This window comes from Arthrobacter sp. CAN_A6 (genome assembly GCF_015751715.1).
Classification (GTDB): domain Bacteria; phylum Actinomycetota; class Actinomycetes; order Actinomycetales; family Micrococcaceae; genus Arthrobacter_D.
Genome location: NZ_JADOUV010000001.1, coordinates 312,415 through 335,228, shown reverse-complemented (window position 1 = coordinate 335,228; position 22,814 = coordinate 312,415). Strand labels below are relative to the sequence as shown.

Genomic DNA, 22,814 nt, shown 5'->3' with positions numbered 1-22,814 from the left:
TCGGCAGTAACATATGGCAGTCCGGGAAGCAGTGCCTAGACTCGGTGGATGAGACAGCCCTACCCCTACGCCCTTTCGTTCGGCCGGTATCGGGAACTGTTGTCCTCGGAATTCGCGGCGCTGGCAGCATCGATCGACGGCACTCTTGCGACGCAGGTGCCATCCTGTCCCGGCTGGATCGGCGAGGACCTCGTGCGGCACACCGCTATCGTCTACCTGCAGAAGGCTGAAACCATCCGCACCGGATCGCGGCCGGGCAGGGGCTGGCCGCCCGTCAGTATCGGCAGCATGCCGCCCGGCGCACTCCTCGAGCACTGCTACCGCCGACTGATTGCGCAGTTCGACACCCACGCTCCCGAAGACGCCGCCGAGAGCTGGGTCGCGGATGACCAGACGGTCGGGTTCTGGATAAGGCGTCTCACGCATGAGACCGCAATGCACCGGTTCGACCTCGAGCAGGCGGGAGGCGGGCAGGCAACTCCCTTCGATGAAGACCTCGCAGTGGACGGCATCGACGAGGTGCTCTCGGTGATGCTGGGCCGGGGCCGCGCCGACCCAGAAGCAAGCGGCGCCGTCGTCCGCGTGGAGAGCGCAGGGCACACCTGGTCCGTGGCTTTGAAACGTGCTGCTGCGCGGCTTGATCGGGCACCGGAAGCCGGCGGCGCAACTGACGACGCCGCGACGATCCGTGGGGATCCGGAGGAGATTCTCCTCTGGCTTTGGGGGCGTGGCCCGCTTCCCCCCACCGCTGGACAGGGCGGGGCGATAGCCGAACTCCGTCACCGCCTGGCCAGGGCACTCTGACCGTTTCCATCCCGACCACTCCTGGAGCCCCATGACTTCGAAACCCGCACCGACAGTCCGGTTGCGCAACGGCGCCGACCTTCCCCTGCTGGGGCTGGGCACGTGGCCACTGAATGACGCCGAGGCAGCGGACACCGTTGCCACCGCCATCGACGCCGGCTACCGACTCATCGACACCGCCGAGAATTACCGGAACGAGGCAGGTGTGGGCGAAGGCATCCACCGCTCCGGCATCGAGCGGAATGAGCTGTTCCTCACCACGAAGTTCAACAAGGAATGGCACGGGCACGACGGCGCGCGGCGGGCCTTCTCCAACAGCAGCCGCCTGCTGGGCGTCGACTACATCGACCTGCTCCTGGTGCACTGGCCCAACCCCGACCAGGACCGCTACGTGGAGGCCGTGGAGGGCATCGCCGCGCTGGTCGATGAGGGGCTGGTGCGGGCCGTGGGAACCTCCAACTTCAAACCCTCCCATCTCCAGCGCGTACTCGACGCCGGGGTGGTGCCCGAGGTCAACCAGATCCAGCTCGACCCCCGCCGTACGCGACAGGATGTCCGTGCTTTCCATGCCCGGCACTCGATAGTGACGGAAGCATGGAGCCCACTGGGGCCCCGGAGCAACCTCCTCGAGATGCCCGTCATCACCTCGCTGGCCGAGCAATACGGGAAGGTCCCGGCGCAAATAGTGCTCCGATGGCACGTCCAGCAGGGCGTCGTCGCCATTCCGAAGTCATCCCATCCCGGGCGGCTCTCCCAGAACATCGATATCTTCGACTTCGAGCTGACACCGCGGGAGCTGGACAGCATCTCGGCGCTCGATACGGGCGAGTCCGACATTACCGATTCGGATACTTTCGGCCACTGACACCGCTGCTTCGGCCGCGCTCGCACCAAAGGGAATCGAATTGATTGAACTCGCCGTAATCTTCCTTGCGGGCTTCTGGGCCGGCATGATCAACGTCGTCGTCGGTTCAGGCACCCTGGTGACCTTCCCCGTGCTCCTGTTGTTCGGCTACCCACCCATCGTGGCGAACATCTCGAACAATATCGGCCTGGTAGCCGGGGGCATCACGGGATCGTGGGGCTACCGTCGTGAGATCGCCGCGAACAAGCGCCTGCTGCTGAAGCTGCTGCCGCTGTCCGCTGCCGGCGGCATTGCCGGAGCGCTCCTGCTCCTTGTGCTCCCACCCGAGGCTTTTCGGGCGATCGTGCCCATCCTGATCGTGATCGGGCTCGTCATGGTGGCGGTTGCGCCAGCTGTACAGCGCCGGGCTGCGGCCAAGGCGGGCGGGCCGTTGCCGCCCGCCGGCGAGTCCGCACCCGTGCGCCTCGTCCTGCTCGCCGGCATCCTCGTGCTCGGGGTGTACGGCGGCTACTTCGGTGCAGCGCAGGGAATTCTCATCGTCGGGCTCATGAGCGTCGTCACGCTGGAAAGCCTCCAGAGGATCACCGCGGTGAAGAATGTGCTCACCACGGTGGTGAACGGTGTCGCCGCCGTGACCTTCATGCTGGTGGCCTGGGAATCGATCGACTGGCGGGTCACTGCTGCCATTGCAGCCGGAGCTACCCTCGGCGGCCTGAGCGGGGCCAAAGTGGGCCGGCGGCTGTCACCGAACGTCCTCCGGGTGACCATCCTTGTCATCGGCACTATCGCACTTGTCCGGATTCTCTTCTTCGACTGATCAACCGCCCCCGTCACGGCCAGAGCAGGCCGGTCTGCCACCCGTTCCCGAACCGCGTGTACAGCAGCCGCGTATGACGCCGTTCGGCGTCTGCCTGCCAGAACTCGACGGCGTCGGGGGCAACGGTGTACACCGTCCAGCCCGGCGAGCCGGGACTTCCCTGCTTTCCGATCAGCTCGAGTTGGGCGGCGACTCCGGTGTCGAGCTCCTCCCTGCCCTGCATCCGGTCGCTCTGGTGTCCGGCCAGCACCAGCGCCCGGGCCACCGGATGGCGCCGCTGGAAATCGGCGTCGTTCTCCTCGGCGCCGGCCGGAGACACGGTGCCACGCACCCTGATCTGCCGGCCGGAATCGGGCCAGAAAAAAGTCAGCGCCGCCACCGGGTTCGCGGCCAGCTGGCGGCCTTTGGGACTGTCGCTGCTCGAAGCGACCGACCACCCGGACGCGCTGACGTCCTTCAGGATCACCACGCGCGCGTCCGGTGCACCATCAGCGTCCACGGTCGCGAGGTTGACGGCGTGCGGGGCGCGGATTCCGGCCTCCACGGCAGCCGTGAGCCATTCGACGAAGAGGTCGATCGGCGATTCCGGCGCACCGGCCGGGTCGAAGGTGGGCATCGCCTCGGGAAAGGCGGGAACTCCGCTCAGGAGATCGCGGGCCAGTCCGGGATTACTCATGCGGACACCCTATCGCCGATCCCGGGCTCGTTGGCGATCTCTTCAGCAGATGCCAAGCAGGGAGCCGGCACTCTAGAGTCGGAAGATGCCTGCTCACGAAGACCACCGGATAGGCCCTCGGGATCTCACGCGCTGGGGCACTCCCCTGGGTCGGTGGCTGGTGAGGAGCGTCCGACCGCTTGCCGCCTGGATCGGGCCGCACTGGGTTCTTCTGCTTATCATCGCGATCGGCGGCGGCCTTGCCGCGGCACTGACGGCGGCGTCGGCCGAAGTCTACGAAGCGGTCGCGGAAGCGAACGGCGTTGCCGCCCTCGACCAGCCGGCCCTGAACCTCGCTCTCACCCTGCGCGAGCCGTGGCTGAACAGTCTGGTGACCGCCTACACCAATGTCGGCGGACCAGTGGGCATGCCCATCCTCGCGGTGTCGGTAATGGTCCTGCTTGCCGTTCGACGCAGGTCCTGGACTCCCGTGATCCTGCTTCCGGCAGCGGCGTTCGGGTCCCTCCTGATGACCGTTGCCGGGAAGGAAGCCATCGGCCGCCTCCGTCCCGCCCTTGAGTTCGCTGTCCCACCCTACGAAAGCTCACCATCCTTCCCGAGCGGGCACGCGCTGAATGCCCTGGTGATCGCGGGCATCGTGGCCTACCTGCTGGTGCTCCGCCAGCACCGCAAACGCTCGCGTGCGCTTACTGTCGGCCTCGCCGTCGCCTTCGCCGCCACCATGGGCCTCAGCCGCGTGTATCTGGGACACCACTGGCTCACGGATGTGCTGGTCGCGTGGACGCTGGGGATCGCCTGGCTTTCACTCGTGGTCACGGCACACCGCTTGCTGCTCACGCTTCGCCGCCCCGCAGCTGGAAGGGTTTCCTAGCGGCTGGCCTCCGAAAGCTCCTTCACCTTTTCGAGCGCCCGCGGCCAGCCTTCGGTGAACATCGCCGCATACTCGTCGGCGCTGTCCATCTCGACATCGACGGTGGTGGCGCCGCCGGACTCGCTGAAGGTGTAGTTCTCCTCGGTTCCGCTGATCTGTCGAGCCACGTCGCTGGTGACGTCATCAACCCCGTTCACCACCTGCCCGTGGTACTGGATCGAGACGTACTCATGCCTTCTGTTCTCCGCCACGGTGCCGACCAACCCTTCGAAGGAACCGTCCCCGCCGGGACCCAGGAAGCGGATGGTCGCCCCCTTGTCCCACGTACCCAGAAAGTGCGATCCCTCCTGGAATACCCCGGCCCACTGACGATAGGTCTCGTCGCCGAGCATGGTCTCCCAGACCACGTCGACGGGAGCCTGGATCGAGACGGAGAAACGCAACTTTTCCATAGCAGATTGTATCCCCGTACCGTCCGGGCGGGGAGTGGGCCACAATTGGGGAATGACGGACCACGCGGCCTCCCTTCTTCCCCGGGAACGGAGCGAACCCGCCCCGGACGCTGTCCATGTCCCCGACTGGCTTCCGCTCCAACGGCAGATCGACCTGGTTAGGGCATGCCGCAGGTGGGCGACTGGCCCGGTACCCATGCGCTCAATCACCATGCCGAACGGCGGCACCATGTCGGTGAAGACCGTCTGCCTCGGCTGGCACTGGCAACCCTATCGATACAGCAGGACAGCCGACGACGCCGGTGGGGCCACAGTTGCTCCCTTTCCGGACTCGCTGAGCCGGTTGGGACAGGATGCCGTCGCCGAGGCGTTCGGCCCCGACCACGCGGCCGACTATCGCCCCGATGCGGCGCTGATCAACTTCTACGACGACGCCGCCAAAATGGGTATGCACCAGGATAACGAGGAACGTTCCACTGCGCCGGTGGTTTCCCTCAGTCTCGGCGATTCCTGCCTGTTTCGCTTCGGAAATACCGAAAACCGCAATCGGCCCTGGCACGACGTGCAGTTGCAATCAGGGGACCTCTTCGTTTTCGGCGGCGCTTCTCGACTTGCCTACCACGGCGTCCGGCAGACGATCCCGGGCACCGCAGATCCAGTTCTGGGACTTGCGGGACGCCTCAACATCACCCTTCGGGTCACTGGCCTTCCCGGCTGATCGCCGCCGGGAAGGCATCCACTCACCCTGATCCGCGCGTCAGGCTTCCTGCTGCGCCGCTTGCCTGGCGGCAGTCAGGAGCTTGAAGCGCCGGCGCTGCTTGGTAGGAATGAGGGACAGAAACTGCGGGTGTGCCAGGAGGAAGTCCTGGGCCTCCCGGCAATACGGCATGACGGCGAGCCGACGTCGATGAGCGTTGAACAGCACCGCCTGCATGAGCACGGGCTCAAGTCCCATCCGCCGGAACCGCGAGTCGATCACTGCCTGGAGGAGCAATACATCGCCGCCGCGCATTTCATACTGCACGTATCCGGCCATCACCCCGTTGCGGTACAGCTCGAAGCGTGAAAAAAGGGCGTTGTCGCGAAATTTTTCCCGTGTGCCTTCGGGTTCGGCAGGAGCCTCGGCAGCCGACTCGCGGCGTTCGAGCTCCTCCACCAGTGCCTCATAACGGTCCCGGGTTTCCATCGAAGGGTAATCCGAATCCAACAACTGGTAAGTGCGGTTGCACAGCGTGCGCAATTGCCGCGTGGAGACCTCGGAAAGGTCAGTAGGAAATGGTGATTCCTCGGCGCTGGGGGAAGAAACAAGCGCGGGGCTCGGGGTTCTGGACCAATCGAAGGAATGCGTCGGTTCAGCTGGCCGGGTCCGGGGACGGTCGAGTACTTGGGGAAATTGTTCCATGGCTTACTCCACGTAGTGGTTCCATGGCCTGCTTCTGGACCAGTCCCTGAAGTCTAGGGGAGAAGCTCGAAAATCGAAAGCTCAGCCGACTGACTATTCTCGAAAGCCCGCCTCCCGGTAAAAACCTTCGATGTGCCGGGCCACGTGATCGGCAGCCAACTGCCCCTTTCCGTCCCGAACCGCGCCCAGGATCTCCCGGTGCTCACTCCGCAGTCGCACCGCCGTGGAATGCCAGTCCGGCAGGTCCACTGTGAGCTGCTGCGTGTAGGCCTGGATCGATTCGCGCAGGGAGGCCATCATGGCCCCCACCAGAACATTTCCCGCCGCTTCCGCGAGGGCAACGTGGAAGAGCGCATCGAGGGCGAGGAATTCCGGGGCCTCCACGCCAGGGCGGTCCATATCGGCGAGCAGGTGTTCCGCCGTCACCAGGGATACTGCATCGCTTTCCGCATGTGCGGCGGCCCAGGTCTCCAGCAGCAATCTGGTCTCCACGATGTCGGAGACTGGCAGATGTGAACTGGCGATGTGCAGCCGAAGGGTTGAGCCGAGTGCCACCGCCGGGTTCGCGGTGACGATCGTGCCTGCCCCTGGGCCCGAGCCGACCCCGGCTTTCAGCACACCCAGGGCCTCGAGCACCCGGATGCCTTCCCGCACCGAAGTCCGCGACACCTTCAGCCGCTCTGCCATGGCCCGCTCACCGGGCAGCCGCGACCCGACCCCGAGGCGCCCCGCCGCCAATTCGGCTTCGAGCCACGCCGAAACGGCCTGATGATTGCGCATGGCGCCAGCATAGCTTGCGTGGTCTGACCACAGACCGTAAAGTCTGTGGTCAGACCACAGGTATCGCCCGACGCCGAGCAAAGGTACGCAATGCAGCCCACCCCCGCCACTCCTCCGGCCCTTCGCCGGCGACTTCCGAAGGTTGCCGACCTCGCACCCCTGATGCAGTTCAAGAAGCCGGAATTCAGCAGCGCCTCTCGGCTTCGCCGAGCCAATACCATCGGCGACCTTCGCGCCATGGCCAAGCGCCGCACTCCCACGGCACCCTTCGACTACACGGACGGCGCTGCCGAGGCGGAAATCTCGCTGCGCCGCGCCCGCGATGCCTTCCTCGACCTCGAGTTCCGGCCCGGCATCCTCCGCAACGTGGAGAAGGTCGATACCTCCACCACGATTCTCGGCCAGCTCTCGGCGCAGCCGTTCGGCATTGCTCCTACCGGCTTCACCCGAATGATGCAGTCGGAGGGTGAATATGCCGGATCGCAGGCCGCGGAGGCAGCAGGTATCCCCTACACGCTCTCGACGATGGGCACCGCCTCCATCGAGGATGTCGCGGCCGCGGCCCCGAACGGGCGCAACTGGTTCCAGCTCTATCTCTGGACCGACCGTGACCGGTCCATGGAGCTGATCACACGCGCCGCCGCCGCGGGAAATGACACCCTCATGGTCACGGTGGATACGGCCGTCGCCGGTGCCCGGCTCCGCGATGTCCGCAACGGCATGACGATTCCGCCGGCGCTCACGCTGAAGACCGTGGTGGATGCTTCCTACCGCCCGGCGTGGTGGTTCAACTTCCTCACCCACGAGCCGTTGTCCTTCGCCTCGCTGTCCCGCTATTCCGGGACGGTGGCGGACCTCATCAATTCCATGTTCGACCCCACCCTCACCTACGAGGACCTCGACTGGCTCCGCAGTGTCTGGAAGGGCAACCTCGTGGTCAAGGGCATCCAGACGCTCGACGACGCCAAACGGGCGGTGGACCATGGAGCCGACGGCATCATCCTGTCCAACCACGGCGGACGCCAGCTCGACCGCGCTCCGGTTCCCCTGCACCTCCTGCCCCAGGTCTCTGCCGAACTCAAGGGCAAGACGGCGATCATCCTCGATACGGGGATCATGAGTGGCGGAGACATTGTCGCCGCCCTCGCGCTGGGTGCCGATTTCACGCTCATCGGCAGGGCCTACCTCTACGGGCTGATGGCGGGCGGGCGGCCGGGGGTGGACCGTGCCATTGAGATCCTCGGAACGCAGACGGCGCGCACCATGCAGCTGCTCGGCGTCAACCGGATCGAGGACCTCGACGCGGACCACGTGAAGCTCTTGAACTGACCGGGACGTCAGTTCAGTCTCATTCTGGTCTCGGGCGGCCCGAATAGCGCTCGGTGGAGCTACTATTCAGGAAAGCGGGCATGCCGGGGGGCGGAGCCCTTTAGTGCTGGGGTCTCAACCTATGAAGCGTAAACGCATGCATTACCCGTTAATATATCGGCGCGCGCGAACTGTGCTGTTCGCCGTCGGGCTTTTCTGGCTGTGGGCACTCTTCAGCAGTGCCTCCTTCATTTCCGGCCTCGGCGGCTCTCCGGTCTACGCGATCATTGCCCTGTACGGAGTGGCCGTCGCCATCCTCGTGTCGATTCCGGTAGCTTTCCTCGCCGTGGCAGGGATGGTACTCAATCCACCGCAAGCGGCGAGGGACGACGTCGTTCGTCACCTGCCGCTGGAGCCCGCCGCCCAACCACCCCAGAGTTGGCACAGCAGGCAGGTTTCCTAAATCAGCCCTCGCACTCGTTGCAGTAGATCAGGCCGTTCTTCTCGCGGGCGATCTGGCTGCGGTGGCGCACCAGGAAGCATGAGGAGCACGTGAACTCATCCTCCTGCGGCGGAATGACCTGGATGAGGAGCTCCTCACCGGACAGATCGGCGCCGGGAAGGTCGATTCCCTCGGCCGTATCCCCGTCCTCGATATCCACGGATGACGACTGAGCACTGCTGCCGCGGTTCGCCTGAAGCGCTTCGAGGGATTCGGCTTCCTTGTCCTCGTCATTGTTGCGTGGTGCGTCGTAATCCGTTGCCATGGCGGTGCCGTTCTTCTGGGGTGTCCGTGGTAGTAAAGCGTGTCGCAGCAACCGAGTCTAACGTCAAATAATCGGGGCATTGACACACTCGGCCTCATATGCGGTGATGCTTGTCATACGCTGGAACAGGCATCAGCACACTCTGCAGGCAGGGCACTCAATGCGCGCGAAGACAGCAGCGGAACCCGGGCCCGGCAGCGGCCTCCGGCGAAGTATCGTCAGTGGTCTCCTGTTCGGGTGTGGCCTCGTCGCCTTCGTCGACGAAGCGGTGTTCCACCAGATCCTCCACTGGCACCATTTCTACGACCGCTCCACTACCGCTGCCGGGCTCGTGTCCGACGGCATCTTCCACGCTTTCAGCTGGGGTGCCACGGTGGGTGCACTGTTCCTGTTCGCCGACCTCCGCCGCCGCGGCGCGCTTTCACTTCCGGCCTGGACCGGTGGCGTCCTGCTGGGATCCGGGATCTTCCAGCTGTACGACGGCGTGGTGCAGCACAAGGTGTTCAGCCTCCACCAGATCCGCTACGGTGTGGACCTCGCGGTGTACGACCTTCTCTGGAACCTCACCGCACTGGTCCTGATCGTCAGCGGCGCGGCGGTGCTCCTGGTGCGGCAACGGCGGGCAGGGCGAACAATCCGGACCCACGGGTAATCCTGCAGTGTCGCTGCCGGACCTTCCTGCTGTGCTCTCCGCCGCAGTTCCCGCCGCTGCAGCCGATGCCGCCGTCGTCCTGCTGTGGTTGATTCCCGGGGCTGCCTACTACGCGGCAACGCGCCGGCCCGGCCTGGTCTGGCCGCGGAGGCGGACTGCGTTCTGGTGCGCCGGTGCGCTCCTGGGAGCCGCAGTCACAGCCGGCCCCGCTGCCTCGGCCGCCCACGCGACCTTCGTTGCCTCCATGGCCGTCCACCTGCTGGTGGGGATGGTGATCCCGCTCCTCTGGGTTCTGGCTGCCCCGGTCACGCTTGCGCTGAAGTGGCTGCCGGTGCATGCCTCCCGCCGGGTGACCCGGATCCTGCGCTCCGGTCCCCTCCGTGTGCTGTCCCATCCGGTGACGGCGGGCCTGCTGATCACGGTGCCACTCTGGGCACTCTACGCCGGAGGCCTGTACCCGCATGTGGTTCATCGGCCGGCCGCACTGGCTCTTCTTCACCTTCATTTCCTGCTGAGCGGCTGTCTTTTCGCCTTCGCCGTCATCGGCATCGACCCCAATCCGCACCGATCCGGCGCAGTGGTGCGGGGAACCGTTCTCCTGTCTTCCATTGCGGCCCATGGAATCCTTGCCAAGGTGCTCTACGCCACGCCGCCGCCGGGCCTCACCACGTCCCAGGCCGAACCGGGAGCACTGCTGATGTACTACGGGGGCGATGCCGTGCACGCCGGGATGCTGATCATCTTCGGCTGGCAGCTCTACTCGGCCGCCCGCCGACGGGATGTGCGGCACGGCGTACGTCCCGCGCCGGGCCGCAGCCGCCCAAGCTAGGATCGAGGAAGAATTGAGGGGGACATCCGTGACATCTGAACCATCCTGGGTGCGGCACGCCATCTGGTGGCAGGTCTATCCGCTGGGATTCGCGGGAGCCGAGAAAGCCGCCGGCCCTGCTGAAACTCCCATTGCCCATCGGTTGACCCGGCTGGTCGATTGGCTGGACTACGCGGTGGAACTCGGCGCTTCGGGGCTCGCCCTTGGTCCCATCTTCGCGTCCGAAACGCACGGGTATGACACGACGGACTACTTCCGCGTGGACCCGCGGCTGGGCGACGACGACGATTTCCGCCGGCTGATCGACGAAGCCCACCGCCGCGGACTCCGCGTCCTGCTCGACGGCGTCTTCAATCACACCGGCCGCTCGTTCCAGCAGTTCCAGCACGCCGTGCGCCTCGGCCCGTCCGCGCCGACTGCCGGCTGGTTCCGCTTCCATTGGCCATCCGGCGGCGGCAGTTCCGGGGAGGCGAAGTCCGGCAGCGACAGTTCGGGCAGCGAGGTCGCCTATGACGATTTCGAGGGCCACCACCACCTCGTCGCACTCAACCATGAGGAGCCGGAGGTGGCACGCTTCGTCGCCGACGTGATGAAGCATTGGCTCCGCCGCGGCGCCGACGGCTGGAGGCTCGACGCCGCATACGCCGTGCCGTCGTCGTTCTGGTCCACCGTGCTGAGCGATGTCCGGGCGGAATTCCCCGACTCCTACTTCGTGGGTGAATACATCCACGGCGACTACGCCGACGAGGTACGCGCGGGCCGGCTCGATTCCACGACGCAATACCAGCTCTGGAAAGCCGTCTGGAGCAGCCTCAACGACGCCAACTTCTTCGAGCTCGCTGCAGCGCTCGACCGGCACAACGCCCTCCTTGAAACCTTCGCCCCCCTGACCTTCGTGGGGAACCACGACGTCACCCGGCTCGCCACCCAGCTCACCGATCCGGCCCTCCTTGCCCATGCCCTGGTGGTTCTTTTCACTGTTGGAGGCACCCCATCCGTCTACTACGGGGACGAGCAGGCGTTCCGCGGCCTCAAGGAGGAACGGCCAGGTGGGGATGACGCCGTGCGCCCGGAGTTCCCGTCGTCACCGTCGGCCCTTGCCGCGCCCGGCTGGCCCGTGTACAACCTCCACCAGCAACTGATCGGGCTGCGGCGCAGGCATCCCTGGCTCCACACAGCGCGCACGACGGTTCACACGCTGAGCAACGAGCACCTCGTGTACGAGATCCGCAGCGGGGACGAATCGATCATCGTTGCCCTGAACCTTTCGGGACTCCCTGTCACACTTGGCGTTCCGGTGACCGCCGATGTCGTTCTCGAGGGGAATGCCGGGCTCGACGCGAGTGGGCACCGGCTAGCACTGCCGCCACGGGGCTGGGTGGTCCTGGGCGGAGGAAATTCCCCGTGGACATCCAATAAATAGCCCGCAAGGGACACAATTAACGTCAGGAGGAACGCATGAATCCCAATACCGAGCACGTTGACCAATCCGAGCCGGGCTTCACCCCCTGGCCCCGGCCCCTTTCGACCCAGGCGCTGGGCACTGTCAAGAAAGGCCTGCTCCTCGTCGTCGTGCTCATCGGCGCCTATCAGATCGTGCCTGCGGGGAATTTCGGGGCCGCAGTGAGCCAGGCGTTCACGCTCCTGGTGATTCTGTCCTGGCTCGGGCCGGCCGGCAGGATGCTGATGCAATTGTCGAGAGGCCGACGAGGGCCCCGGCAGGAAGAGCCGCCGACCGCCTAGCGGAGCGGGTCCGCCCTTGTCCGCGGGGTCGACAATCCTCTGCCAGGGCTGATGGCACACTTGGAATCATGACGGCAATCCTGCTTGGCTGGAATCCCGATTCCCGGAACGACTGGGAGCCGGGCTACCCCTCGGTCCGGGAAGAGCTACGCCGATCCGGATTGGTCAGGCAACGCTGGAGCGTCGGAGGACCGACGCCGATCCCCCCGGGCTCCGATGCATGGCTCGTCCTGCAGGGCAAGGGCGCCCGCGGCCTGATCGGCCATGGGGTAGTGGCCTCGGACACCTTCGAGGATTCCGACGGCGGCGGCTGGATCGCCGTCGAATTCGACACCCTCCTGGAGCAGGGCGACCATATCCAGGCCGCAGTACTCTCCGACCTGGTGCCGGGGGTCCCGTGGGAAGCGAACATCCGATCGGCACGTTCCGTCGAGCCGTCGGATGAAGCAGCGATTCGGGACGTGTGGACAGGGCACCGACCGCTGGATGACATGGATCCGATCCTGCCTGTCCCCGGGACCTACCCGCAGTCCGCCCTCACCAGGGTGTCGGTGAACCGCTATGAACGGGACCCCGAGGCCCGGAGGATCTGCCTCGCCCAGCACGGGTTTTCCTGCGCAGTGTGCCGCTTCGACTTCGAGGCCGTGTACGGCCCGGAGGGTCGAGGCCTCATCTCCGTCCACCACCTCGTCCCGGCGACGCAACTCGTGCCCGGCTACGAATTGGACCCCGTCCGGGACCTTCTGCCGCTGTGCCCGAACTGCCACTCCATGGCGCACCGCCGAAGCGTTCCCTTCACTCCTGCCGAACTCCGCCGCATGATGTCCGGCGCGGGTTTCATCGAGGGATCGATAGTCACCCAGGTTCAGTTAGACTCCCAAGCTGAAGCCCGTAAGCTTTTGGGCTAGTCAAGCGCACTTTAATCCTTGACCCTGCCGCGTGTCGGCCGGGCATCATGGGAAGAACCGCAACCACGAAGGAAATTCCATCATGATTGGCTTCATCATCGCCGGCCTCGTCATCGGCGCACTCGCACGTCTCATCAAACCCGGCAAGCAGAACCTCGGCCTGCTCGCCACTCTCCTGCTGGGCATCGTGGGCTCGATCATCGGCGGGGTCATCGCCAGCTTGCTGCGCACGGGAAACATCTGGGAACTGAATATTTTGGGATTTATCGTCGCTGTCATCGCCGCCGTGCTGCTGATCGGGGTTGCTGAGGGCGCCGCCGGACGACGCCGGATCACCCGCTAGCCCTACTGGGCCAGTATTCAGGTTCGGATGGGACCATGGTCCTCGCCCGCCCCTCGTAACAGACCGCGGAATAACTAGCGCCTTGTGGCGGTTATCGCGTGCACATGTACGCTATAGCGCGTCCATCAGAAGGAGAAGTTCGCCCCATGGCAACAGATTACGACGCACCGCGCGTCGCCCAGGAAGATCAACCAGCCAACGAGTCGCTCGAAGCGATCCAGGCCCAGCGAAGTGCAACAACCCAGACGTCGCTCATCGACGTCGAAGACAGCGACACCGCGGAAGGCTTCGACCTTCCCGGAGCCGACCTGTCCCACGAGGAACTGCTCATTCAGGTAGTTCCGGAGCAGGAAGACGAGTTCACCTGCATGTCCTGCTTCCTCGTGCATCACCGCAGCCAGCTGGCCCGCGAGAAGAATGGCAGCAAGTACTGCATGGAGTGCGAGGGGTAGGTAGGGCGACGAGCCGACGGGCGTGGCAGTGGCGGCGATCCGGCCGCCGGCGGGGAGCCCCAGGGGACACGGGTGCGCGGGTGCCGGGCACAGCAGATCTGCCGCGGGCAGTGGAGCTTCGGCTCGCATGGAACATGCACGATCACGTACAGCACCACCCTCGCCGAGGATCTTTCGGCCTCCCTCCGTTTCTCTCTCGAGACGAAGCCGCCCGTCTTTTGCGGTGTCGGTGACCTGTGTCGACTGAAGCAGTTCATCCGCAGGACTATCGAGTTGGAAGCCCCCGTTCGAGCGCCCTGGTTCCGATGATGAAACTTCTCTTCGTTGAGCCAACCCGGATCGCGTGAAGCTGCTTGACTATGAGCGGACTGGTACTCTCGGGCAGCACGGACGGCTGGGGATCACCCTCGCGAACCCTGCCGCGTCCCGCTTGGCGGGCCTGGAGGTGGGGTGAACAGTATCAGTTGCGCGCCGGGGGCTACGCGCCTGGGGTAGAGGCCGGCGTCGAGCGCTCAGCAATCATACTGCCTACACGTGTACCCTGTTGCAGCAACCCATCTGAAGGAGATAGATCCACCCCATGGCAACCGACTACGACGAACCACGCGTCAAGCCCGAGGACCAGCCCGTCAACGAGTCGCTCGAGGCCATTCAGGCCCAGCGCAGCGCCACCACCCAGACGTCCACAATTGACGTCGAGGACGGCGACATGGCCGAAGGCTTCGACCTGCCCGGTGCCGTTCTGGAGGAAGAGCTATCCATCTCGGTGGTTCCACAGCAGCAGGACGAATTCACCTGCATGTCGTGCTTCCTGGTCAAGCACCGCACCCAGCTCGCCCGCGAGAAGAACGGCGACCTGTACTGCGCAGAGTGCGAAGGCTAGGCCTACCCCTGGATCAGGCGCAGCTGTGAGCCGTGGCTCCCTGATGGAGCCGCCTCGGTGCCGTTGCCGGTGAGACGGAGCGTGTCGGCCTCAGTACCGGCGGACAGCAGGGCTTGCTCGACGTCCCCGGCGAAAGCTGCCACGGAGGCAGCAGCGACAGACCAGTCTGGCCACCTGGCTGCGCGGGTCTCTTCATCGATGACGATTCCGCTGTGGATCTCGTAAATGGTCTGCTCGAAGGTCAGCATCCGGCCGGATGCCTCGGTGAGCGTAACCTGGGCTTCCGGGCCGAAGCCGTTGAACCGAATCGACCCAAGGTGGCACAGCCCGGTCTTGAGCATTGCCCTGAACCAGCCGTCTTCGTAGTCCTCTTCCAACTGCCACCCCTTTCAAAGAATGTCGCCTGATTCTATGGGGCATCGGACTGGGTTTGACCGGCACGCTATGTGAACATTCGGTGACGAAATTCCCGGGTGGGAGAGCGTCAGCGTCTCTACTCCTCCGGGCCCCTTCATCATTACCCTTGGAGGAATTCCTGGCTGAGCCAGGTTGGAGTGGGTCCGGTGTGACGGGATGGATGTTACCGATCGAAACAAGTATTCATGACAGGTGAGGTCGTCAAGGAGTTCGGCACCCGGAATCTTCATCGACGGGTTCCTATAAGTCCGGGGCTTTCTGCGCTGATGAGCGTTCCTTAGGCATCTGCAGCGCATTCGGTGAACCCGCTACTTCTACGACGCCTTGCCGGCTCCCCAGGGTAAGCAGTTTCCAGTTCCTGAGGACTTCCCGCGGACGTTTGCCCGGCAGGGTCTGGACCCCTTCGGCGGTTATCTCCGTCACCACAATCTGCCCTCCCATTCGCCGGTTGTACTCGCCGGCATCCAGGCCCTGAAAGGAGAATCTTCCCTCAATGATCTGACCGATACCGTTAGCCCACCGGTCTCGAAGGGACCCAGGAGTGGATTGAGGGAAGCGGATGGCGCACTCAAGAATCCCCTGTGCGAGGTTCCGGTCCGCGCGTAGCTTCTTCTCTTCGGCTGCGGGACGCCAAACCAGAATCTGTAGAGCGACAACGACGAAGACCGCGGCTCCCAACCCAAACCAAAACCCCATCACTTCTCGCAAAACGCCCGAGACAACGACACCGATGAAAGCTGTAAGGACCTGGAGGCGGACGAGCCTTTTCCCCCACTTGCCTAACGGCTCCGGAATTATTGGTTCTCCCACAGTCGAACACTAATACGCTGCGCAGCACCACTGATGTTCCTCCGCAGACCTCCGCTAGACGTCCCGATTCCATGCAGCGAAAGGCCTAGCGGGAGCGTGCGAGAAGTATCGAAAACTAAGGACAAGGAACCCGATGAGCAGAACACTCCTTAGGGAAAGTCTGTTATTCCTCCAGCGCTTACCGTGCAGATCGCGCCGGGATCCGCGCCAACAGTGGAGCTTAGGGGAATCGAACCCCTGACCTTTTCATTGCGAACGAAACGCTCTACCAACTGAGCTAAAGCCCCAAACACTCCACACTGTATCCAATACCGGCGGTGTTACTCAAAGTCGTGGACGGGAGCGGTTAGTGCCCCGCCCTCGGTGCTCCGGAGTAGGCTTCTCCCCATGCCCCCGAAAGAACACGCAGTACGTTCGTCGACCCCTCAGCCCGGAGAACTCCGGCCCTGGCCGGCCCTGTGGTCACTCGTGATCGGCTTCTTCATGATCCTGGTCGACTCCACGATCGTCTCGGTGGCCACGCCGGCCATCATGGAGGGTCTGGGGGCCGGCATCGACAGCGTGATCTGGGTAACCAGCGCCTACCTCCTGGCATTCGCTGTACCACTCCTCGTCACCGGGAGACTCGGAGACAGGTTCGGCCCGCGGCGCATCTACCTGATAGGGCTGGTTGTCTTCACCGCCTCGAGCGCATGGTGCGGCCTCGCGGGCTCCATCGAGGTACTGATCCTCGCCCGGGTGATCCAGGGGCTCGGCGCAGCACTCATGACTCCCCAGACCATGTCAGTGATCACCCGGATCTTTCCGCCCGAACGCCGCGGAGCAGCCATGGGCCTGTGGGGATCCGTCGCGGGTATCGCCACGCTGATAGGTCCCATCCTCGGCGGCCTACTGGTTGACTCGGCAGGCTGGGAATGGATCTTCTTCGTCAACGTGCCCGTGGGGATCGTCGGCTTCCTCCTCGCGGCGCGACTTGTCCCACGCCTTGAGACCACCGCCCGGCGCTTCGACCTGCTGGGAGTCTTCCTCAGTGCAGCCGGCATGTTCTGTCTGGTCTTCGGCATCCAGGAGGGTGAGACGTACGACTGGGGTACGATCGCGGGCCCCCTCTCCGTCTGGTCCCTCATCATCACCGGACTGGTCCTGCTGACGGCTTTCGTCGTGTGGCAGCGGGTCAACCGCGGGGAGCCCCTCGTGCCGCTGATGCTGTTCCGGGACCGGAACTTCTCGCTCGCCAACACCTCCATCACGGCCATGGGTTTTTCGATCACCACCATGTCCCTGCCGTTGATGCTCTACGCGCAGACGGTCCGCGGCCTCTCCCCTACCCAGGCGGCGCTGCTCCTCACGCCCATGGCCATCATTTCCGGCATCCTGGCCCCCTTCGTCGGAAGGTTCGTGCAGCGCGGCAACCCGAAGTACATGGCGGTTGCCGGGTTCGCGGGAATGTCCGCCGCGCTCTTCTGGCTGGGCTCCATCCTCACCCCGGATGTACCGATCTGGCAGCTCCTGCTCCCCATCTCCCTTCTCGGACTGGCGAGCGCCGGGATCTGGGCACCGGTCTCCCTCACAGCTACCCGCAATCTGGTTCCTTCGCTCGCCGGTGCCGGCTCGGGGGTGTACAACACCACGCGGCAGGTGGGAGCAGTGCTGGGCAGTTCGGCCATCGCCGCCATGATGCAGTCACGGCTCCTTGCCAACGTGAACGGTGGAGCCGTCGGCGCCACCCCCGGCAACCCGCTTCCGCCCGAGGCGAAGGCAGGTTATGCCCTGGCCATGGGTCAGTCGCTGTACCTGCCGGCCGCCGTCGTCCTCATCGGATTCGCTGCAGCACTGTTCTTTGCGAAGCCCGAGCGGAACAACGCCTGGGCGGCGGATACCGAAGCCCAAGGGGCAGTGGCGAAGGCCGCAGCACCGGCGTCCGGCGCCTGAAAGACCTCCGAGTCGTAGTCGTTGCCTGCATCAACCAGCGGTAGTCTCTTGTCATGGCTGATGAGACGATCGACACCTCGAAGGACACCACCCCTGCCGCCGCGAAGGACGTGAGTGATGATTTCGTCACGCGCAGCCATACGTCGCCGTCGGGCCTGAAGTACACCTCCACCACGGGCCGCCTCGTGCTGCGCCTCGAGGAGACCAAGGACGGCAAGGCAGACGGCTTCAAGCCGAAGGCGGAGATCTTCCTCGTCGCCTACACGAAGGACGACGCCGAGGAAGGCCGCCCGGTGACGTTCGCCTTCAACGGCGGCCCGGGATCGGCGTCCGTCTGGCTGCACCTCGGACTGCTCGGCCCGCGCCTCGTGAAGTCCGGGGACGTCGGTTCCATGGCGCCTGCGCCGTTCGGGCTCGAGGACAACGCCGAGTCACTCCTCGAGTCGAGTGACCTGGTGATGATCGACCCCGTCAATACCGGCTTCTCCCGTGTGGTCGAGGGCGGCAAGACGGAGGAGTTCCATGCCTTCGTGGAGGACCGGGACCTGGTGGCCGAGGTGATCCGGCTCTGGACCACCCGCAACAACCGGTGGTTGTCACCCAAATACCTCGTGGGTGAGTCCTATGGGACCCTGAGGGCCGTCGCGGTGGCGGGGCGCCTCTTCGACGCCTACGGAATGGCCGTCAATGGCCTGGGCCTCATCTCTACTGTCCTCAACATGTCGACGCTGCGATTCTTCCCCGGAAGCGACCTCCCCTACGCACTCCACCTCCCGACCTACGCCGCCATTGCCCACTACCACGGCCGCCACGAGGGCCGGGAGCTCGCGGAGGTGGTGCGGGAGGCCGAAGAGTTCGCCGCGAGGGACTTCGGGTTCGCGCTCACCCAGGGAAACCGGTTGTCGGCAGAGGAGTACGACGACGTCGTTGCACGGCTGCAGGCCATCACCACCCTTGACGAGGGCTTCATCCGACGCACCAATCTCCGCTGGGCGTACCACGAGTTCGCAGCAGAGCTGCTGCGCGGTGAGGACCTCGCGGTGGGGCGGATCGACGGGCGCTTCACCGCCCGGCCCGAGAGTCTCCAGGCTTCCGACTCGCACGACGACCCCAGCATCCGGGCCATCACGGGCCCCTATTCGGCCGCGATGAACCACTACGTCCGTGCCGAGCTGGGGTACGAGAACGATCTTCCCTACGAGATCCTGACCGCACGCGTCCACCCGTGGAGCTACCGCACCTTCGAGGGTGCCCCGGTGGACGTATCAGGCGTCCTTGAACGGCTCCTCGTCCACAATCCGCATCTTCGGGTACATGTGGATTACGGCTACCACGACGGCGCCACGCCGCACTTCGCGGCTGAGTACGTCTGGGCGCACATGAATCTGGACGAGGGCGCCCGCGCGCGCTTCACGCATCACTATCACGAGGCCGGACACATGATGTACCTCAATCCCGTAGCACGCAGGACTCAGCTGCAGGCACTGCAACTATTCGTTTCGAACGCGCCGCACAACTCCCAATCGTAAGTATGATGATGAATATCCCCAGCAACCTCTTCGGATAGGACCTCCCCATGCTGAAACGTATCCTCTGGGCCCTCGCCCCCGTCATCGCATCGAAAATAATGGCCAAGCGCCGAGGCACCCAGGGCACGCGCGCCGAGAAGACGCGCTACAACAAGAACCGCGGCAGGTAGCCTGTCCGCCGGGAGCCCGCCGGGCACGCTTCCGGACCGGGATAAGGACGGCTTCGTCGATCTGCGCTCCTATGCGGCGATCGGCGACGGCCGAACCGTGGCACTCGTTGCCCACGATGGTTCGATCGACTGGTATCCCACCCCCGACCTCGACTCCCGCCCCGCGATTGCACGGCTTCTCGACGCTCGCCACGGCGGCTCGATCGAGTTGCGACCGGAGGCCGACTTCACTGTGGAGCGCGCCTATGTCCGGGGAACCAATGTCCTGACCACGGTGTACACCACCGCGGACGGGTCGGTCCGTGTCACGGACTCGCTCAACACGGGAGTTGCGGGGCGCCTGCCGTGGGGCGAACTGGCCCGACGGATCGACGGCTTGTCCGGCGTCGTACCGATGAAGTGGTCCGTGAACCCCGGGAACTGCTTCCAGTCCGCATCTCCGTGGGTCGAGGTGGAGGGGGAGAACCCGATCCTGAGGGTAGATGGAACAGCACTGGCCATCTGCGGCATCGCGCACGGCACGCCCCAATCGAGGGGCCGCAGCGTCTCGGGAGCGTTTCCTACGTCGGAAGGATCGCGGCATCTGGTCGCAGTGGTTTCCACGCACCGTGAACCGGTCCCCCTGCCCGATCCGACAACCATCGACGAGGGAATCGACCGCACCATCGCCAATTGGCAGCTGTGGTCCAGGAATTTCTCCTACGACGGGAAATACGCGGACGAGGTGCTCCGCAGCGCGCTGGCCCTCAAGCTGCTCCTCCACAGCCCCTCCGGATCCATTGCCGCGGCCGCCACGACATCACTCCCCGAGAGCAAGGCCGGCGGGAAGAACTGGGACTACCGCTACGCCTGGGTGCGGGACACCGCCTACACCCTCCATGCCCTCACCCGCGCAGGGCTGCGCGAGGAAGTCCATGCCGCTGTTTCCTGGATGCTGAAGAACATCCGTGCGCAGGGCGACGACCTCCAGGTGTTCACCCGGCTGAACGGCGCGGTACCCGAGGGAACGCACCACCCGGACTATTCCGGCTGGCGGGGCATAGGGCCGGTGGTGGACGGCAATCCCGCCGCGGGCCAGCTGCAGCTCGGTGTCTTCGGGGACGTCTTCGACATCGTCTGGCAGTATGTGCGGGCCGGGCATTCCCTGGATCCGGAGACCGTGCGGCAACTGGCCGGCATTGCCGACCTCACCTGCGACATCTGGCAGCGCCGGGACGCCGGAATGTGGGAACTGCCCGAGGAGCGGCACTACATCACCTCGAAGCTGGGCTGTTGGACCGCACTGGATTGCGCGGTTCAACTGGCCGAGGCCGGCCAGCTCGAGGGACCGACGGACCGCTGGCGTGGCGAGCGCGACCGCATCCGGGCCTGGGTCGAGGAGCACGGCTGGTCGGAGGAGCGCCAAAGCTATGTGTGGTACCCGGGTTCGAACGATCTGGATGCCTCGATTCTGCTTCACGCCCTGAGCGGCTTCGACACCGGCCCCCGAATGTCCTCCACGATCGACGCCCTGCGGGATGAGCTCGGCGCGGGTCCCCTGCTGTACCGCTACAGCGGCATGCAGGAGGAAGAATCCACCTTCGTCGCCTGCGCCTTCTGGATGGTCTCCGCGCTCACTGCGGTGGGCCGCCAGAAAGAAGCGGCCGAACAGATGGAGCAGCTGCTGAAGCTGAGCAACGACGTCGGAATCCTCTCGGAGATGATCGATCCCGGAGACTTGGCCTTCATGGGGAACCTGCCTCAGGGGCTTAGTCACCTAGCCCTTATCACTGCCGCTCTCTCGCTGTCGGGTGAGGCCTGACGCGACACGGACTCACCGCGTCAGGAAATGGATCCAGACGCCGACGATCCAGGTGCTTCCGGCGGCGAACGCGAGTCCCAGCTCGACGAGGATGCCCAGCCCGGCGGCCTTCAGCGCATGGACGCTCGACTCCAGCGCCGGTTGAAAGCTCCGCTGGCGAAGGTACTCGCTGCCGAACAGGCCCAGGGCGAACCCCACGAACAGTCCGACCACGGGAATGGCGAACATGCCCACCACGCCTGCCGCCAGTCCGACCGTGATCGACCTGGCCGGGATGCGCCGCCGCTGCAGCGTTCGTCCCGTGAGAACCACTCCGGCGACCAGACCGGCGAGCGCGAAGGCTGATCCGACGCCGAACACCACCCAGCCTGCGGGACTGCCGACCGAGAACGCCCAGAGCAACAGGGCGCCGATGATCAGGATGCTGCCGGGAAGGATCGGCACTACCACGCCGGCAATTCCCACCGCTATCAGTACTGCGGCCAGAAATGTTGCCAGGATCTCGAATTCCATTCAGCCAGTCTCCCATCCCGCCCCGTCGGCGTAGTGGTTCACCTCCATGGCTGCAATACTAAGTACACTTATGGCTTCACGGCCCTGACATCAGGAGGACTAGTGAGTACACCAGGAACAGGGAATACCGAGGGGGAGAACCGGGCACGTCGCAGCGACGGCGACCCAGATGACAGGACCCGGACTCCCACTGCCGGCGCAAGCAGCATCGGCGAGGCACCCAACCCGGACACCACTCCCATCCCGGCCGGGAACGGCAACCCTCGCAGGAGCGACGACGACGCCACGCGCGAGCACACGCAGGTGTTCCCCGTGAGCCACACCAAGGACCCCGGCTACGACCAGGATGCCGGTCATCGGCTGCACCCCGACCAGGATGCCTCCCGCAACCGCAAGGGCGACGACGGCGATCATCGCGGCCGGGACGCAGTACCCGCCGCCGCTGACCGGGCTGCGCTGCACCAGCGTGAGAAGGAGAGATTCGGCGGCATGAAGTTCGGGTCCGCCTTCTTCGGCTGGCTCACGGCGACAGGGATGGCAGTACTGCTCACGGCACTTCTGGCCGCTGCGGGCGCGGCATTCGGCCTTTCCACGAACACGAATCTCGGTGAAGCCACCAGCCAGGCGTCGCAGGACGCGCAGACCGCCGGAATCATCTCCGCCGTCGTCCTGCTGGTCCTCCTCTTCCTCTCCTACTTCGCCGGCGGGTACGTGGCCGGTCGCATGGCCCGATTCGACGGCGCGAAGCAGGGTATTGCCGTCTGGCTGTGGGCCGTCATCATCGCCGTGGTAGTAGCGGTGATCGGGCTGATCGCGGGAAGCCGCGCAGACATCTTCGCCAACATCAACAGCTTTCCGAGCCTTCCGGTCAACGAGGGCGATTTCACCACTGCCGGAATCATCGCCGTACTTGCGGCAGCCCTCACAGCCCTGGCCGGGGCAGTGCTCGGTGGGCTCACCGGTATGCGTTATCACCGTCGCATCGACCGTGCGGACTTCGACGAGGTGCGCAACTAGAAGCCCGCGTCGACCGGCACAGGAATGCCCGGCTCCCCGATGGGGAGCCGGGCGTTCTTCTGCTTTGGGCCCG

Annotated in this window: 28 protein-coding genes and 1 tRNA gene; 20 read left to right on the top strand and 9 right to left on the bottom strand. The window is 65.0% G+C overall.

Features of this window, described 5'->3' with window-relative positions:
• The first annotated feature begins 48 nt into the window (after positions 1–48).
• Genes IWX75_RS01685 through IWX75_RS01675 form a run of 3 tightly spaced genes read left to right on the top strand, consistent with a single transcriptional unit; the run spans position 49 to position 2,486 of the window.
• The gene (locus tag IWX75_RS01685; RefSeq protein ID WP_196820515.1) at positions 49–804 is read left to right on the top strand and encodes a maleylpyruvate isomerase family mycothiol-dependent enzyme; all 756 of its coding nucleotides are present in this window, start codon (positions 49–51) and stop codon (positions 802–804) included.
• 31 nt (positions 805–835) lie between these two features.
• Positions 836–1,669 (top strand): aldo/keto reductase, encoded by an 834-nt coding sequence (locus IWX75_RS01680; RefSeq protein WP_196820514.1) that lies wholly within the window; start codon positions 836–838, stop codon positions 1,667–1,669.
• Positions 1,670–1,709: 40 nt separating this feature from the next.
• Positions 1,710–2,486: a sulfite exporter TauE/SafE family protein gene (locus IWX75_RS01675; protein WP_334684029.1), complete on the top strand. Its 777-nt coding sequence runs from the start codon at positions 1,710–1,712 to the stop codon at positions 2,484–2,486.
• A 13-nt stretch (positions 2,487–2,499) separates the two neighbouring features.
• Here IWX75_RS01675 and IWX75_RS01670 read toward each other — a convergent pair whose 3' ends face one another.
• Complete coding sequence (locus tag IWX75_RS01670; RefSeq protein ID WP_196820513.1) at positions 2,500–3,162, bottom strand: pyridoxine/pyridoxamine 5'-phosphate oxidase; 663 nt, start codon at positions 3,160–3,162, stop codon at positions 2,500–2,502.
• Between the two features lie 85 nt (positions 3,163–3,247).
• Here IWX75_RS01670 and IWX75_RS01665 point away from each other — a divergent pair, with 85 nt between their 5' ends.
• Complete coding sequence (locus IWX75_RS01665) at positions 3,248–4,033, top strand: phosphatase PAP2 family protein (protein ID WP_196820512.1); 786 nt, start codon at positions 3,248–3,250, stop codon at positions 4,031–4,033.
• On the opposite strand, the gene IWX75_RS01660 is transcribed toward IWX75_RS01665, so the two are convergent.
• Positions 4,030–4,485 (bottom strand): SRPBCC family protein, encoded by a 456-nt coding sequence (locus tag IWX75_RS01660; RefSeq protein ID WP_196820511.1) that lies wholly within the window; start codon positions 4,483–4,485, stop codon positions 4,030–4,032. The two genes, IWX75_RS01665 and IWX75_RS01660, sit on opposite strands and share 4 nt — an antisense overlap.
• A 52-nt stretch (positions 4,486–4,537) precedes the next feature.
• Between IWX75_RS01660 and IWX75_RS01655 the strand changes: the two genes are divergently transcribed.
• Positions 4,538–5,203, top strand: coding sequence for an alpha-ketoglutarate-dependent dioxygenase AlkB family protein (locus IWX75_RS01655; protein WP_196820510.1), 666 nt, complete (start codon positions 4,538–4,540; stop codon positions 5,201–5,203).
• A gap of 39 nt (positions 5,204–5,242) precedes the next feature.
• Here IWX75_RS01655 and IWX75_RS01650 read toward each other — a convergent pair whose 3' ends face one another.
• A complete protein-coding gene (locus IWX75_RS01650; RefSeq protein WP_196820509.1) occupies positions 5,243–5,671 on the bottom strand; it encodes a GNAT family N-acetyltransferase in 429 nt (142 codons plus the stop codon).
• A gap of 309 nt (positions 5,672–5,980) precedes the next feature.
• Positions 5,981–6,667 (bottom strand): FadR/GntR family transcriptional regulator, encoded by a 687-nt coding sequence (locus tag IWX75_RS01645; RefSeq protein WP_196820508.1) that lies wholly within the window; start codon positions 6,665–6,667, stop codon positions 5,981–5,983.
• A 90-nt stretch (positions 6,668–6,757) separates the two neighbouring features.
• On the opposite strand from IWX75_RS01645, the gene IWX75_RS01640 reads away from it, so the two are divergent.
• Positions 6,758–7,996 carry an alpha-hydroxy acid oxidase gene (locus tag IWX75_RS01640; RefSeq protein ID WP_196820507.1) on the top strand — a complete coding sequence of 413 codons (1,239 nt, stop codon included), beginning with the start codon at positions 6,758–6,760 and terminating at the stop codon, positions 7,994–7,996.
• A gap of 136 nt (positions 7,997–8,132) precedes the next feature.
• Positions 8,133–8,438: a hypothetical protein gene (locus IWX75_RS01635; protein WP_196820506.1), complete on the top strand. Its 306-nt coding sequence runs from the start codon at positions 8,133–8,135 to the stop codon at positions 8,436–8,438.
• Position 8,439: 1 nt separating this feature from the next.
• On the opposite strand, the gene IWX75_RS01630 is transcribed toward IWX75_RS01635, so the two are convergent.
• The gene (locus IWX75_RS01630; RefSeq protein ID WP_196820505.1) at positions 8,440–8,742 is read right to left on the bottom strand and encodes a DUF4193 domain-containing protein; all 303 of its coding nucleotides are present in this window, start codon (positions 8,740–8,742) and stop codon (positions 8,440–8,442) included.
• Between the two features lie 160 nt (positions 8,743–8,902).
• On the opposite strand from IWX75_RS01630, the gene IWX75_RS01625 reads away from it, so the two are divergent.
• From IWX75_RS01625 to IWX75_RS01590, 8 genes are all read left to right on the top strand, one after another.
• Complete coding sequence (locus IWX75_RS01625; protein WP_196820504.1) at positions 8,903–9,394, top strand: DUF2243 domain-containing protein; 492 nt, start codon at positions 8,903–8,905, stop codon at positions 9,392–9,394.
• 7 nt (positions 9,395–9,401) lie between these two features.
• Entirely contained in the window at positions 9,402–10,223 is an 822-nt protein-coding gene (locus IWX75_RS01620; RefSeq protein ID WP_196820503.1) for a cytochrome c oxidase assembly protein, read from the top strand.
• Between the two features lie 28 nt (positions 10,224–10,251).
• Positions 10,252–11,646, top strand: coding sequence for an alpha-amylase family glycosyl hydrolase (locus IWX75_RS01615; RefSeq protein WP_334684028.1), 1,395 nt, complete (start codon positions 10,252–10,254; stop codon positions 11,644–11,646).
• Between the two features lie 35 nt (positions 11,647–11,681).
• Positions 11,682–11,966 carry a hypothetical protein gene (locus IWX75_RS01610; RefSeq protein ID WP_196820501.1) on the top strand — a complete coding sequence of 95 codons (285 nt, stop codon included), beginning with the start codon at positions 11,682–11,684 and terminating at the stop codon, positions 11,964–11,966.
• 68 nt (positions 11,967–12,034) lie between these two features.
• Entirely contained in the window at positions 12,035–12,874 is an 840-nt protein-coding gene (locus IWX75_RS01605) for an HNH endonuclease (RefSeq protein ID WP_196820500.1), read from the top strand.
• Positions 12,875–12,956: 82 nt separating this feature from the next.
• Positions 12,957–13,217 carry a GlsB/YeaQ/YmgE family stress response membrane protein gene (locus tag IWX75_RS01600; RefSeq protein WP_196820499.1) on the top strand — a complete coding sequence of 87 codons (261 nt, stop codon included), beginning with the start codon at positions 12,957–12,959 and terminating at the stop codon, positions 13,215–13,217.
• A 146-nt stretch (positions 13,218–13,363) separates the two neighbouring features.
• The gene (locus IWX75_RS01595; protein ID WP_196820498.1) at positions 13,364–13,669 is read left to right on the top strand and encodes a DUF4193 domain-containing protein; all 306 of its coding nucleotides are present in this window, start codon (positions 13,364–13,366) and stop codon (positions 13,667–13,669) included.
• A 580-nt stretch (positions 13,670–14,249) separates the two neighbouring features.
• Positions 14,250–14,552 carry a DUF4193 domain-containing protein gene (locus IWX75_RS01590; RefSeq protein WP_196820497.1) on the top strand — a complete coding sequence of 101 codons (303 nt, stop codon included), beginning with the start codon at positions 14,250–14,252 and terminating at the stop codon, positions 14,550–14,552.
• A 2-nt stretch (positions 14,553–14,554) separates the two neighbouring features.
• Here the strand turns inward: IWX75_RS01590 and IWX75_RS01585 are convergent, their stop codons facing one another.
• The 3 genes from IWX75_RS01585 to IWX75_RS01575 form a co-directional block, all read right to left on the bottom strand.
• A complete protein-coding gene (locus IWX75_RS01585) occupies positions 14,555–14,929 on the bottom strand; it encodes a hypothetical protein (RefSeq protein ID WP_196820496.1) in 375 nt (124 codons plus the stop codon).
• 280 nt (positions 14,930–15,209) lie between these two features.
• Positions 15,210–15,779, bottom strand: a complete 570-nt coding sequence (locus IWX75_RS01580; protein WP_196820495.1) for a hypothetical protein — start codon at positions 15,777–15,779, stop codon at positions 15,210–15,212.
• Positions 15,780–15,993: 214 nt separating this feature from the next.
• Positions 15,994–16,066 (bottom strand) — tRNA-Ala (locus tag IWX75_RS01575).
• A gap of 100 nt (positions 16,067–16,166) precedes the next feature.
• Here IWX75_RS01575 and IWX75_RS01570 point away from each other — a divergent pair.
• The 4 genes from IWX75_RS01570 to IWX75_RS01560 are packed head-to-tail and all read left to right on the top strand — an operon-like array spanning position 16,167 to position 21,211.
• On the top strand, positions 16,167–17,711 hold the full coding sequence (locus tag IWX75_RS01570) for a DHA2 family efflux MFS transporter permease subunit (RefSeq protein ID WP_196820494.1): 1,545 nt from the start codon (positions 16,167–16,169) through the stop codon (positions 17,709–17,711).
• A gap of 53 nt (positions 17,712–17,764) precedes the next feature.
• A complete protein-coding gene (locus IWX75_RS01565; protein WP_196820493.1) occupies positions 17,765–19,240 on the top strand; it encodes a S10 family peptidase in 1,476 nt (491 codons plus the stop codon).
• A 47-nt stretch (positions 19,241–19,287) separates the two neighbouring features.
• Positions 19,288–19,410: a hypothetical protein gene (locus tag IWX75_RS17585; RefSeq protein WP_334683807.1), complete on the top strand. Its 123-nt coding sequence runs from the start codon at positions 19,288–19,290 to the stop codon at positions 19,408–19,410.
• Position 19,411: 1 nt separating this feature from the next.
• Positions 19,412–21,211: a glycoside hydrolase family 15 protein gene (locus IWX75_RS01560; protein ID WP_196820834.1), complete on the top strand. Its 1,800-nt coding sequence runs from the start codon at positions 19,412–19,414 to the stop codon at positions 21,209–21,211.
• A gap of 12 nt (positions 21,212–21,223) precedes the next feature.
• Here the strand turns inward: IWX75_RS01560 and IWX75_RS01555 are convergent, their stop codons facing one another.
• A complete protein-coding gene (locus IWX75_RS01555) occupies positions 21,224–21,724 on the bottom strand; it encodes a DUF456 domain-containing protein (protein ID WP_196820492.1) in 501 nt (166 codons plus the stop codon).
• 102 nt (positions 21,725–21,826) lie between these two features.
• Here IWX75_RS01555 and IWX75_RS01550 point away from each other — a divergent pair, with 102 nt between their 5' ends.
• Entirely contained in the window at positions 21,827–22,741 is a 915-nt protein-coding gene (locus IWX75_RS01550; protein ID WP_196820491.1) for a hypothetical protein, read from the top strand.
• Positions 22,742–22,814 lie beyond the last annotated feature (73 nt).